General features: G+C 51.7%; 14 protein-coding genes. 4 read left to right on the top strand and 10 right to left on the bottom strand.

Annotated elements, in window-relative coordinates; genetic code table 11:
* Nucleotides 1-50: 50 nt before the first annotated feature.
* From pagP to M2403_RS14660, 5 genes are all read right to left on the bottom strand, one after another.
* Nucleotides 51-638 (bottom strand): lipid IV(A) palmitoyltransferase PagP, encoded by a 588-nt coding sequence (gene pagP / locus M2403_RS14680; RefSeq protein WP_217153449.1) that lies wholly within the window; start codon nt 636-638, stop codon nt 51-53.
* A gap of 109 nt (nt 639-747) precedes the next feature.
* Nucleotides 748-1,860, bottom strand: a complete 1,113-nt coding sequence (locus M2403_RS14675; RefSeq protein ID WP_152323804.1) for a mechanosensitive ion channel family protein — start codon at nt 1,858-1,860, stop codon at nt 748-750.
* A 432-nt stretch (nt 1,861-2,292) separates the two neighbouring features.
* Entirely contained in the window at nt 2,293-2,979 is a 687-nt protein-coding gene (rpe, locus tag M2403_RS14670; protein ID WP_152323803.1) for a ribulose-phosphate 3-epimerase, read from the bottom strand.
* Nucleotides 2,976-3,422 (bottom strand): ribose 5-phosphate isomerase B, encoded by a 447-nt coding sequence (gene rpiB / locus M2403_RS14665; protein ID WP_152323802.1) that lies wholly within the window; start codon nt 3,420-3,422, stop codon nt 2,976-2,978. Before rpiB ends, rpe begins: the two co-directional genes overlap by 4 nt.
* Before the next feature lie 73 nt (nt 3,423-3,495).
* Complete coding sequence (locus M2403_RS14660; protein WP_259229760.1) at nt 3,496-4,749, bottom strand: PTS transporter subunit EIIC; 1,254 nt, start codon at nt 4,747-4,749, stop codon at nt 3,496-3,498.
* Here M2403_RS14660 and M2403_RS14655 point away from each other — a divergent pair.
* Nucleotides 4,742-5,017, top strand: coding sequence for a hypothetical protein (locus tag M2403_RS14655; RefSeq protein ID WP_259229759.1), 276 nt, complete (start codon nt 4,742-4,744; stop codon nt 5,015-5,017). The genes M2403_RS14660 and M2403_RS14655 overlap by 8 nt on opposite strands.
* Here the strand turns inward: M2403_RS14655 and M2403_RS14650 are convergent.
* The 5 genes from M2403_RS14650 to M2403_RS14630 form a co-directional block, all read right to left on the bottom strand.
* On the bottom strand, nt 5,000-5,680 hold the full coding sequence (locus tag M2403_RS14650; protein WP_259229758.1) for an epimerase: 681 nt from the start codon (nt 5,678-5,680) through the stop codon (nt 5,000-5,002). The genes M2403_RS14655 and M2403_RS14650 overlap by 18 nt on opposite strands.
* 167 nt (nt 5,681-5,847) lie before the next feature.
* Nucleotides 5,848-7,320, bottom strand: coding sequence for an aspartate aminotransferase family protein (locus M2403_RS14645; protein WP_165060193.1), 1,473 nt, complete (start codon nt 7,318-7,320; stop codon nt 5,848-5,850).
* Nucleotides 7,321-7,338: 18 nt separating this feature from the next.
* Nucleotides 7,339-8,724 (bottom strand): diaminobutyrate--2-oxoglutarate transaminase, encoded by a 1,386-nt coding sequence (locus tag M2403_RS14640; RefSeq protein ID WP_152323797.1) that lies wholly within the window; start codon nt 8,722-8,724, stop codon nt 7,339-7,341.
* 566 nt (nt 8,725-9,290) lie between these two features.
* Complete coding sequence (locus tag M2403_RS14635) at nt 9,291-9,704, bottom strand: hypothetical protein (RefSeq protein ID WP_254303085.1); 414 nt, start codon at nt 9,702-9,704, stop codon at nt 9,291-9,293.
* A 105-nt stretch (nt 9,705-9,809) separates the two neighbouring features.
* The gene (locus tag M2403_RS14630) at nt 9,810-10,061 is read right to left on the bottom strand and encodes a sensor histidine kinase (RefSeq protein ID WP_405047835.1); all 252 of its coding nucleotides are present in this window, start codon (nt 10,059-10,061) and stop codon (nt 9,810-9,812) included.
* 246 nt (nt 10,062-10,307) lie between these two features.
* Between M2403_RS14630 and M2403_RS14625 the strand changes: the two genes are divergently transcribed.
* The 3 genes from M2403_RS14625 to M2403_RS14615 all read left to right on the top strand — a co-directional run bounded on the left by M2403_RS14625 (nt 10,308) and on the right by M2403_RS14615 (nt 13,061).
* Nucleotides 10,308-11,297, top strand: coding sequence for an aldo/keto reductase (locus M2403_RS14625; RefSeq protein WP_195824160.1), 990 nt, complete (start codon nt 10,308-10,310; stop codon nt 11,295-11,297).
* A 193-nt stretch (nt 11,298-11,490) separates the two neighbouring features.
* Nucleotides 11,491-11,787 (top strand): helix-turn-helix transcriptional regulator, encoded by a 297-nt coding sequence (locus M2403_RS14620; protein ID WP_259229752.1) that lies wholly within the window; start codon nt 11,491-11,493, stop codon nt 11,785-11,787.
* On the top strand, nt 11,784-13,061 hold the full coding sequence (locus M2403_RS14615) for a type II toxin-antitoxin system HipA family toxin (protein ID WP_259229750.1): 1,278 nt from the start codon (nt 11,784-11,786) through the stop codon (nt 13,059-13,061). The genes M2403_RS14620 and M2403_RS14615 overlap by 4 nt, the downstream gene beginning before the upstream one ends.
* Nucleotides 13,062-13,124 lie beyond the last annotated feature (63 nt).

Raw genomic sequence — 13,124 nt, 5'->3', positions numbered from 1 at the left:
AGGCAAGCCTTTCATCAGTGGCTGAAATAGCGTCTGACCGTGGGTAATATCTAAAAACCATATCTCAGCCACGCAAAAAGCACGTTGCCGTTATTGTAAGTTCCGGGGATGTAGGTGAACTGCAAATTGACGTTTTTATATCCCGCAGAAAAAAGTGGGAATAAGAATGGCAGCGGTACGTAATTAGCGAAATCCTGACGGGCGGTAATTCCGCCCGCTAATCCCAGCCCAAGACGGACATCCTTACTTTGCGTGAAATACCCTCCCTTTTCCCACCCGTAACCGGCGGCCGGTTGCCACTCGCGGTGGGAATCCTGAAATACCATCGCAAAGAGTCCACTCCAGTTGCCCTCTTCTGTATAGCGGGAAACGCCAATCCCGCCACCCCACGGCATTTCATTATAATGATCTGTTTTATGCTTATCGTACGTCAGCCGGTTATGCCAGCTTAGAAAAGGAAGATAGACATCGGTATATTGCGGTTCATTCCAGGTCAGGGAAACATCGTCTTTGAAGTCTTCCCAGAGGCCCGATACTCCGCTTCTGTTGCCGCCCGTGGGGTTAGCAGCCACTGCGGGTATCGTGCAGGCAATGCCTAACACCATCATGATTGAATTGAGTTTTTTCTTTATTATCATCCGTCCACCAGAGTTTGCTGAGAGCACTATTTCAGTCAATGATAGCTCATCCTCCGGCAGGGACTTTTATTGTTAATCAATAAACCTCAATAAAATCAGAAGTGCATTTTTACGCCTGCTGCCTTGCGCGGGTGGCCTCCCATTTCCCCGGTTCGCTTTTATCCGGCGTTTGAACAATCATATTAGGCAGCGCCATTTCAATATCCTGCTCGATAAGCTTCTCGATAATACGGATATTGATTTCCTGCTGAATATCCATGTATTTGTTGTAGTCGGCTGTATTGACGATATGAACCACTTCGATATTCAGGCGGTCTGTGCCAAACCCAAGAAGGTGCGCACGGTCGAATTTAGTTTCACCCACATCAATAATAATGTCTTTGACCATATCGCCGATATTACGCAACTTCTCCGGCGGCGTATTAATCGCGACACCAAAATTGAATACGATACGGCGCGTCTGCATTCGCTTGTAATTATGCAACGTTTGCTGGAGCAAAATGGCATTACCGCAGACGATCTGCTCACCGCTCAGGCTGCGTATTCGCGTGGTTTTCAGGCCAATATGTTCGACCGTTCCGGCGACATCATTAAACACAACAAAATCACCAATTTCGAAAGGTTTATCAAAACCGATGGAGAGTGACGCGAAGACGTCGCTGAGGATGGTTTGAATGGCGAGCGCGATGGCGATACCGCCGACGCCCAGGCTGGCGACCAGCGCGGTAATATTGACGCCCACATTCGCCAGAATCGACAGCAGCATCACCGTCCACACCACCGCGCGGAATATCAGACCGGTGATCACCAGCGTAACCGGGTTTCTGTGCATGCGGGGCTGACGCATAAGATCGCGTAACCACGAAACGACCGCCTGATCCAGCCACAGCGCCATCTGGAAAGCCAGAACCAGGAACCACGCGTGGGTTATCGTGCTGTAAAGATGATCGGGAAGATTAACGAACCGCAGGCTGAACAAAAAGGCTGCGATAAAAATCAGTAAGTTGCTTGTCCGGTTGAGAATTTCGCCGAGCACAAACCGTATTCTGTGGCTGGCCTGATTCACCTCTCCCCAGCTTTTTACGCCTTTGCGCAAAAATGAGAGCACCCAGCTCAGCAGCCAGTAAGTAGCAAACGTCACAATCACCATCGTCGCGACGCCTGTCCAGAACTCCGGCGTCATCACCAGCGTGATGAAATCGAAATGTGATAGAAAATTCATTTTCCCTCCCGGAATTAACCGCAAACTACCAGTATAGGGAACGCAGACGCGCGGGCTGACAGAATCGGAAAGTTCGGTAAACAGAAGGAAAAACTTTAAAAGAAGAAACATTGCCGCGTCGGCGTGATCTATCATCAATAGGTAAGCTGCGATTTGCCCGGTTTACTCTGCGTCCAGTCGTGAGTCCGATGTTCTGAAAAACGTTCAACTGAGGTGCTTAATTATGAAAAGAGCTTTAGTGGTGGGTTACATGTCGTTCGTTTCAATTGCATTGGTCGCAGCGCTGATCATTGGTGCCCGCAACTAAGTGCGGTTTTTTTTATCAGGGCCAGCAGGACGCTGACAGCGTCCGCCGTAAAAAACATAAGCCATCCTGCGAATGACGTTATTTTGCAGAATGGCTTTTTTATTGCCTTCATCCCCGCGCACGGGTTATGCCACTTCTCCCGCGCCCTTCGCCATAACGACCTGCTTACGCAGAACAGTCATCGCCTCTTTGTATGACATATCTTTGCGGAATAACCCTGCGGTGCCGAGAACAAACAGGTCAATTTCCGTGCCGAGCTTTTTTACCACCTCGGGAGAAATAGCACCGTCGATGGCGATGAGCGCATCGCTCTTATTTTCATTCAGCATGGTCCTGAGCCGGCGGACTTTGCTGAACGAGCTTTCTATAAAAGGCTGCCCCGCAAAACCCGGATTCACTGACATCACCATGACCACGTCTACCACGTCGAGGATTTCCTCCAGAATATTCAGCGACGTGCCGGGGTTAATCGCCACGCCTGCTTTGATGCCGCGGCTGCGGATATTGCCCAGCGTGCGGTGCAAATGGATTGGCGCTTCGGCGTGGACATAAATAATGCTGCAACCCAGATCGGCAAAACGCGCGATGTAAGGGTCCGGGTTCGTGACCATCAGGTGGACGTCATAAGGTATCGTCGCCAGCTTCGAAACGGCTTTGATATCTTCCGGGCCGAGCGCAAAGTTCGGGACAAAATGTCCGTCCATGACGTCGATATGGAACATCGCCGCACCGGCCGCTTCAAGGCTGGACAGTTCCTCACCCAGACGGGAAAAATCCACGCACATCAGCGACGGGCAAAATTGCGTGGTCATTGCTGCGCCTCCTCGATGGCGGTGATCATCTCCACCCGTTTCTGGTGGCGTCCGCCTTCAAATTCAGCATCCAGCCACGCGTCGATAATCATCTTTGCAAGCTCAGAACCGACAACGCGTGACCCAAAGGAAAGAATATTGGTGTTGTTATGTTCGCGGGACAATTTCGCCGAATACGGCTCGCTGCACACCACCGCGCGAATGCCGTGAACTTTATTCGCCGCAATGGAAATGCCGATCCCGGAACCACAAAATACAATCCCTAAGTCGGCTTCGCCTGAAACCACCGCGTCTGCCACCGCTTTGCCGTATATCGGATAATCCGTGCGCGTATTCTCATCAGCGCCTTTATCTGTCACCGTCATGCCCCGGCTAATTAAATGCCCGATGATGTCCGCTTTGAGAATAAACCCGACGTGATCACAGCCAATTGCAATATTCATATTTCTCCCTTCAACCATTAACAATAAATAAAATGAAGCGGTGGACAGGGGGAATAATTCCCCCTCACCTTCGCTATACGCTTTCGAGACAATCCTGCAAATTCGATTTAATGAGCGTGACGTGCGGGCCGTAAATCACCTGAACACCTTTGCCTTTTCGGATCACGCCTTTTGCGCCGGAGCTTTTTAGCAGCGCGTCATCCACCTGATTTTCATCCAGAACCGTGATACGCAGACGCGTGGCGCAGCAGTCGACATCCGAGATATTGGCCGCTCCACCCAGCCCGGCGATAATGGTTTGCGAAATATTGAGCCCGTCCCCGTTCAGCCCACCGGTATTATTTTTCTGATCGCGCGCGGCGAGATCCTGCCGGGTATAAAGTTTAGTTTCTTCGTTATCGTCTTCGCGTCCCGGCGTTTTGAAATTAAATCGCGTAATCATGAAGCGGAAACTGAAATAATAAATGGGGAACAGCGGGATCCCGATGAGAATAGCGTTTATCCAGTGACTCTTCGTATTCCCCTGCAAAACACCAAAGAGAATAAAATCAATTAAGCTGCCGGAAAACGTCTGGCCGACGCCGACATTAAAGATGTGGCAAAGCATGAATGACAATCCGGCCAGAAGGCAGTGCAGCACGTATAACAATGGCGCGGCGAACAGGAACGAGAATTCAATCGGCTCCGTGATACCCGTCAGAACGGCGGTCAGGGTCGCGGATAACAGTAAACCTAATACCAACCGGCGTTTTTCCGGACGCGCGGTGTGATAAATCGCCAGCGCCGCGCCGGGAATACCGAACAGATAGAACGGGAATTTACCCGCCATAAACCGCGTCGCTTCGACCGAGAACTCTTTGGTATTTGGGCTGGCCAGTTCAGCAAAGAAGATATTCTGCGCACCGGAAACCGTCACGCCGTCGATCACTTCCGTGCCACCGAGACCGGTTTGCCAGAACGGCATATAGAAAACATGGTGCAAACCGAAAGGGATCAGCGCCCGTTCAATTACGCCGTAGATAAACGTTCCCGCATAGCCCGCGCTGTTAACCAGTCCGCCGAGGTGCAAAATCCCGTTCTGGAGGGTCGGCCAGATGTAAAACATCAGGATCCCGACAAACAGATAAGTGATGGCCGAAATGATAGGAATGAACCGCGTACCGCCGAAAAATGAAAACGTTGCGGGCAGTTCTATCCGGTAAAAACGGTTATGCAACGCGGCAACCCCAAGGCCGGTGATCACACCGCCGAAAACGCCCATTTGCAGCGAATTAATCCCCAGCGTCATGCCGAGAGCGCCGTCCGGCGAAACGCGTGAGATGCTCAACGCAGCTCATACCGCCATCGCGAACAAAGCAAAACTCATCTGTATCACCAATGACAACGGCTCCCCGCTTTCTCAATGTTCTGATTTATCTATTTTCAGCCCGGCAATGAGTGGCCCGCTACTGGGGCAAAATGCGGTGGCGAGGATCGTACAACTGAACCTGCTGGACAGCCTCTTTATCGCCATTCTTCTGGAAGATTATCAGGGAAATAAAGAAAAACTGTCGCGCGGAATCGACGTGGTCAGCCCGTTACATGCGGCGAAGTGAAGAATGCGCCATTCTGCCGATATCTTCCGTTTCCAGAATGGCTTTTTGATTGCCATAACGGACCAGATTTAACATTGCTTTCCCGATGTCTTCCGTCGTCAGAATGGCGCGGGGAAACAGACGTTTCAGCAGCGGTAATACCGGCGATAAAATCTGATAAAGAATCCGGTAACGGGTTGTTTTGGAGCGCGCGCCGTTCAGCGGCTGGATCATGCCAGGCCGGAACATCCACGCAGAGGCAAAGCCTTTTGCCAGAAGAGCATTTTCGGTTTTCCCTTTCACCCGCGCCCACATACTTTTGCCCTGCTCCGAGCTGTCCGTTCCTGCACCGGAAACATAGATGAACGCCATCGCCGGGTTTACCTGATACAGCTTTGAGGCCACGTCCAGCGTCAGATCATACGTAATTTTGCTGTACTGTGCTTCGGTCATGCCCGCCGAACTGACGCCGAGACAAAAAAAGCATGCCGCATACTGGCTCATTTCATTCGTTGTGAAAGGGCTGAGAAGATCGGCGGTAACAATCTGCATGAGCTTCGGGTGACTTTCCGCCAGCGGCGAACGCACAATCACCGTCACCGACTTCACGTCATCCGCCCTGAGACATTCAAGCAAAACGCCCTGACCGACCATGCCTGTCGCGCCATAAATCAAGATATCCATCGAATGCCTCATCGTTTTAAAATTCGTTCAGTGAATGGATTATAGAGGGGAACGCCGGGCTTTCAGGTGGTTTTTCGTGTCCTGGAAAATTGTGTGTCAGGCATAAAAAAGCCGGTAACACCTGAAAGTGTTACCGGCTTTTTACTGCGTTCTCTAACGAACCAGACTTACGCGTTCAGCAGTTGCTGTGCCGTTTTCTCAACCAGCGCCAGCAGGACTTTGACATCCTCCAGCGTTACGGTCGGGTTCAGCAACGTCAGTTTCAGGCAGGTCACGCCGTTATGCTCGGTCACGCCCACGTTGGCACGACCGGATTCCAGCAGCGCATCACCGATTTTCTGGTTCAGCAGCGCGATAGCCGCGTCGCTGGCGGTCGCCAGCTGCTGTGGACGATAACGGAACAGAACGCTGGCCAGCTGTGGCTTCATCACCAGTTCGAGCGACGCTTCGGACATCACGAACTGCGCCACGTCTTGTGCCAGTGTGACACCGTGATCGATGATTTCGGCGTACTGTTTCTGACCCAACGCTTCCAGACCCATCCACAGTTTCAGCGCATCGAAACGGCGGGTGGTTTGCAGCGATTTAGACACCAGATTTGGTACGCCAGCCGCTTCGTCGAACTCAGAGTTCAGGTAAGCCGCCTGATAGCGCATCAGCTCGTAGTGACGCTCTTCTTTAAGCAGGAACGCGCCGCAGCTGATGGTCTGGAAGAACTGTTTGTGGAAGTCCAGCGTAATGGAATCCACCCGTTCAATACCGTCCAGATAATGACGATACTTTTCAGACAGCAACAAGGCACCGCCCCACGCCGCGTCAACGTGCACCCAAATCTGGTGCTCCGCGGCCAGTTCAGCAATTTTACGCAGCGGGTCGATAGCACCGGCGTCGGTGGTACCGGCTGTTGCGACGATCGCCAGAATCTGCTCGCCGTTGGCCTGAGCCTGTGCCACTTTCTCGCGTAAATCGTTGAAATCCATACGGGCGAATTCATCGGTTTTGACGAGTGTTACAGACTGATAGCCGAGGCCCAGCAATGCCATGTTTTTCTGCACGGAGAAGTGCGCGTTTTCAGAACATAACACTTTAATTTTACGCAGATTACCGGTCAGACCATCCTGCTGGATGGAGTGTCCCTGACGGGCGAAGAACGCGTCACGCGCCAGCATCAGCCCCATCAGATTGCTCTGGGTGCCGCCGCTGGTGAACACGCCCGCATCGCCAGCCTGGTAACCGACCTGAGTCCGCAGCCATTCAATCAGCTTCATCTCGATGATGGTCGCTGACGGGCTTTGGTCCCAGGAGTCCATGCTCTGGTTAGTGGCGTTAATCAGCACTTCCGCGGCCTGGCTGATCACCAGACTCGGGCAATGCAGATGCGCCACGCACTGCGGGTGATGCACCGACAGGCTGTCTTTCAGGAAATATTCAATCGCACGTTCAATCGCAGCCTGGTTGCCCAGGCCCTGAGGATTGAAATCCAGCGTAATACGCTCACGCAGTTGTGCAACGGTTTTCCCCTGATACATCTCAGGTTGTTGCAGCCACTGCACAACAGCTTCACTGCTCTGTGCAATGGCCTGCTGGTAGGCTTCAGTGCTTTGCGCTGAGCCTGCCAGAATCGGGTTTAACTCGGACATCAGAATCTCTTACTCCGCTCAGACAGGTTTGATGCCAGCCGCCAGCAGCGCCTGCTCAAACTTATCGAGGAAAATACCCAGCTCATCGTTCGTGATCAGCAGGGAAGGCAACAGGCGCAGCACGCAGCCATTACGGCCACCACGTTCCAGGATCAGGCCAGCACCGAAGCATTTTTTCTGCAACAGCGCAGACAAATCGCCATCAGCCGGGTAGCAACCCATGTGATCCTGCGCTTCGTTCGGTTTAACGATCTCGATACCAATCATCAGGCCCAGACCACGCACATTACCGATCACCGGATAACGTTTTTGCAGGTCAGCCAGTTTGCCTTTCAGCCATTCACCCTGCGCGGCGACTTTTTCTGCAATCTTTTCTTCTTTCAAGATTTTCAGCGTCGTCAGACCGGTAGCCATTGCCAGCTGGTTACCACGGAATGTACCGGTGTGGTGACCCGGAGCCCAGGCGTCGAACTGTTTCTTGATACCCAGAACCGCCAGTGGCAGACCGCCGCCGACCGCTTTAGACATCACAATGATGTCCGGCTCGATACCCGCGTGTTCGAAGGCGAACTGTTTGCCGGTACGGCAGAAACCAGCCTGAACTTCGTCGAGGATCAGCAGAATGCCGTGTTCCTGAGTCACTTTACGGATGCGCTGCAACCACTCAGCCGGAGCCGGGTTCACGCCGCCTTCGCCCTGAACGGCTTCCAGAATAACGGCCGCAGGTTTGCGAACGCCGCTTTCCACGTCGTTGATCAGGTTTTCGAAGTAATAAGTTAATGCTTTAACGCCAGCTTCACCGCCAATGCCCAGCGGGCAGCGGTACTGGTGCGGGTAAGGCATGAACTGCACTTCCGGCATCATGCCGTTTACCGCTTCTTTCGGAGACAGATTACCGGTCACCGCCAGCGTGGCGTGTGTCATACCGTGATAACCGCCGGAGAAGCTGATGATGCCAGAGCGACCGGTGACTTTTTTAGCCAGTTTCATGGCCGCTTCTACCGCATCCGCACCGGACGGGCCGGTGAATTGCAGGCAATACTCTTTGCCCTGTTGCGGCAGTAAAGAAAGCAGATATTCTGAGAACTGATCTTTCAACGGGGTTGTCAGATCCAGTGTATGTAACGGCAAGCCGCTGGTAATGACATTTTGGATGCTTTGCAGCACGTCCGGATGATTATGTCCAAGAGCCAGCGTACCGGCACCGGCAAGGCAATCAAGATATTGATTATTCTCAACATCGGTGATCCACACGCCATTGGCCTTCGCAATTGCTAACGGCAACTTGCGCGGGTAGCTCCTGACATTCGATTCAAATTCAGCTTGTCTCGCCAAATAGGTTTCATTGTTTCCGTTTAATGAATTCGCACCTAAACTGTCAATACGGACTTTATCCGTCATCATATCTCTCCTACAACCGCAGGTTATGGAAACGCTGCAATTGAATAAATGTATTTAAAAGGTAAGTACCATGAGAAAAACGCGGCCAATATATGGCTTTTTACTCTGTACCTCAATAATTTATTTTGTATAGAATTGTTTATTCTTTTTTAACAGAATCAATATGTTGCTGATTTAGTGAACGATCGTGCTGACTTAACTCTGTTACACGGTCATTAATAAAGCACTAAAAAGCACTTCCTGTCAGGTAAACAACGGGTAAACGCGTGATACCACGGGAACAAAATTGCCCTTAAGTGACATCGCATCGCCCCGCGCTGGCCGTGACTTCGCACCGGCGCAGAGGCCGGATAGCAGATCCCAAAAAGAACATTGTTATTATAGCCTGCCGGATGTAAGGCGGCCGCAGATAATAACCTTGCGGGCAGTAAATGGCTGAATATTAGCCGAATATAAATTTTGAAATATATTACAACGATATAACGGCGGGTTATTAATGAAGTAATTCGGACTTTTATTATATCGGCGAATAACGGAAACGCGATTTCCTAAACGGATCCGCATTATTGCTAGCTATTTTTCGCCTTATCTTTCCCTTTGCGATAAAGGTCATACAGCGCGACGTAATCCTGAAAAACCTGTACCAGAAAGGCGTCGGCTTCATGGCCGAGCGTACTGTTGGGCTGCATCTGATAGCGCGCTTTTACCGCATCAATCCACAGTTTCTCCGCCGCCGGGCCGGGTTCCTGTACCAGATGCGCCAGCCAGTAGACGCTGTTACGCCTGACCGTCACCACCGGATCCGGACAACGACAGCACCACCAGACCGGTTCGAGTATTTTTGAGAACATCACGGAACTGATCCCCCGCCAGGCCTGCACGGTATAAGGAGGCGGCGTCCACGCACTTTGCCAGTGAACCGCCTGCCCCGTCAGCAACGACATCATCAGCGCCTGCGCCGGGGGCGATAAAATTTTGGTCATGTGCTCCCTTTATTTTTCTGGCTAATCATCTAAAAACCTTAAGAAAGATAGCCTGTCTCATCGGGAACGCTGAATTTTATTTATCGGGAGTTCAGCGCAGGATGATTATTTTGGCAGAACCAGCGTAAAACGGCTGCCTTTTCCCGGTTCGCTTTCGACGACAATTCGGCCACCGTGCAATTCCGCAATGGTCTTCACAATCGCCAGCCCGAGGCCGGTGTTTTCAGTCAGGCTGCGCGAGGCATCGATCCGGTAGAAACGGTCAAAAATCAGCGGCAGATGTTCCGCAGAGATTCCCTCGCCCGTATCTTCGATACTCAGCCAGACAAACTGCGCGCCCCTACAGAAAGCCGCCAGAAAAATGACAACTTTGTAATGTTCCCGCAGGCTCTCTCCGATTTATGAACTCAGTTCATAAAGATATGCGGATTGCCCCCTCTAATCCGATGAACCTTCAGCGACTATGATTCAGTCCACGTTACGCTTTCGTTGTCACTCATCCTGAAATCACAGGATTTTGGGATTACAGGATAAATCTCCACATAACGGATCGCAGATCCCACGGACACTGAACGTATCACGTCAATACTGAGGAAAAATCACATGCAAAAACGTTTACTGGGCAAATCTGGCCTCGAAGTTTCGTCTCTCGGTTTAGGCTGCATGGGGCTGAGTTTTGGTTACGGCGCCGCAACGGAAACCCGTCAGGCCATTGAACTTATCCGCGCCGCGGTCGAACGCGGCGTGACCTTCTTTGACACCGCCGAAGTTTACGGCCCGTACCTTAACGAAGAAGTGGTCGGCGAAGCGCTGGCACCGGTGCGCGATAAAGTGGTGATCGCCACAAAATTTGGTTTTACCTTTGGCGACGATAACAAACAGCAAAACCTCAACAGCCGCCCGGAACACATTCGCGTTGCGGTGGAAGGCTCGCTGAAACGCCTGAAGACCGACGTCATCGACTTGCTTTATCAGCACCGTGTAGACCCGGAAGTACCGATTGAAGACGTTGCGGGTGCAGTAAAAGATCTGATTGCCGAGGGTAAAGTGAAGCACTTCGGGTTGTCCGAAGCGGGCGCACAAACTATCCGCCGCGCGCACGCCGTGCAGCCGGTTACCGCGCTGCAAAGCGAATATTCAATGTGGTGGCGCGAGCCGGAGCAGGAAATCATTCCGACGCTGGAAGAGCTGGGTATTGGTTTTGTGCCCTTCAGCCCGCTGGGGAAAGGCTTCCTGACCGGCGCATTTGATGCGAATGCCACCTTTGGAAGCGACGATTTCCGCAGCAAAGTGCCGCGTTTCTCACCGGAAGCGCTGGCGGCAAACCAGAGCCTGCTGGCGGTGATTCATAACATCGCGCAGGAAAAACGCGTGACACCGGCACAGATTGCGCTGGCCTGGCTGCTGGCACAAAAACCGTGGATTGTACCGATTCCGGGCACCACCAAACTGCACCGTCTGGAAGAAAACTTAGGCGCAACGGACGTCACGCTGAGCGACAGCGAATTACGCAATCTCGCCAGCGCGCTGGCCGCCGTCGAAGTTCACGGAGACCGCTATCCGGCCGCGTTGCAGGCACGCGTCGGGCGTTAACAAAACAGGCCATACTTTTATGGGTCAAATATGACCTGTAAACACTATAAACCCCGCATAAGAGGTCATATATGACCTTTTGTGCGGGGTTTTGCATTTTTTTTAATAACGGGTCTAAAATGACCTATTATCATCGATTAATGCACATAACAGGTCTTATATGGACCATTAAGTGCCACTGGAGTGACGTTTAATGTCCCTGATGCACTTTCTTTATTCTCCTGCTGAAATTGCCCGCGATATCGGAAAAAACGCACGGGCATTACGTCTGTCGAAAAATCTTTCACGTAAAACACTGGCTGAACGTTCAGGGGTTTCTGAATCATCCATAAAACGCTTTGAACTCACGGGTTCTGCTACGCTGGAATCGATGATCTTGCTGGCGACCGCGCTGGATGAACTCACGCCATTCACCACGCTGTTCAAACCTTCACAACCCGGTTCCTATGAGGAACTAAAAAATGCCAGCCGCCAGCGGGGGGCACGATGAATAAATCATTCAGAAACGACACACTGACGCATATAGAAGAGCTAACCGTTTCCGTCAACGGACAAAAGGTCGGTGAGTTGTATCAGGCTGAAGGAAAAGGCATTTACTTCACATACAGTAAAGCGTGGCTGGCTTCAGGGTTCAGCCTTTCACCGTTTACTATGACGTTCGATGATAAACCTCAGCTCGCGAAAGATATGTTATTTCGCGGGTTACATGGCGCATTTTCAGATTCCCTGCCGGATGACTGGGGTCTGGAATTAATGGACCGGTTCTTCGATGGCCATTTTGGTGCGGGGACATCCCGGACGCTCACTCAACTTGACCGTCTGGCGTACCTCGGCGATCGCGGCATGGGGGCTTTTGAATATCACCCTAAATCTGAGAAAGTGGATATTCCCTCTTCGCTTAGCCTCGCAGACCTTTTTGAGGCCTCTGTCGAAGTGCAGGCCGGGGAGACTCACCAGGTTCTTAAAACACTGCGTATTGCGGGCGGCTCGCCGGGTGGTGCCCGGCCAAAGGCCATCGTAGCCCTCTCAGCAGATACAACCCAGGCTACTTCAGCCTTTGAGCCGCTGCGTGAAGGATATACCCACTGGATTGTAAAGTTCAGGGCGTTGGATGAACCGCTGGAAACTGGCGCTATCGAGCAGGCATACGCCATCATGGCAAGAAATGCGGGCGTCATAATGGCGGACTCAACGCTGTTAGACGTGCAACTCTCTGATAAGAATCAAACCGAGCGTTTCTTTGCATCACGTCGTTTTGACCGTGAGGGCGACAGCCGCCGCCACGTGATGACCGCATCGGCGCTGATTTATGCCGATTTCAGAACCCAGTCGCTCGATTACAGTGAAATGCTTAAACTCACTTACGCGTTGACCCAAAATGCTGCTGAAGTCGAGAAAATGGCGCGTCTGATGGTCTTTAATGCGCTCTCCCATAACTACGATGATCATGCAAAAAACTTTGCATTTATCCATTCTGATGCGGAAGAACGGTGGACGTTGTCCCCCGCTTATGACCTGACATTTTCTGAAGGCATGGGGGAACACACAACGTCATTTGCTGGAAAAGGAAAACCGACGCGAAAACTTATGCACCAGTTGTGCAAAGACTATAAATTCCTCAAACCGGATGATTACATTGATCAGACGCTGGCCGCACTGGCTAACTGGCAGCAAGTTTTCGCTGACACAAAGATTGCCGAATCCGCAGGAAAACCGGTCTTCAACGTTCTGAATAAACTGCGTGCAGATTTTCTGAAAGGATAGCGGGTAACCGCACCACGGAAGGTTCAAATAAGCGCAAGTCGCCTTCCGCCTCATCGTCAGCCC

This window comes from Rahnella sp. BIGb0603 (assembly GCF_024808755.1).
Classification (GTDB): domain Bacteria; phylum Pseudomonadota; class Gammaproteobacteria; order Enterobacterales; family Enterobacteriaceae; genus Rahnella; species Rahnella contaminans.
Note: the sequence above shows the minus strand (reverse complement) of the source record. Positions and strands in the feature narration are given on the sequence as shown.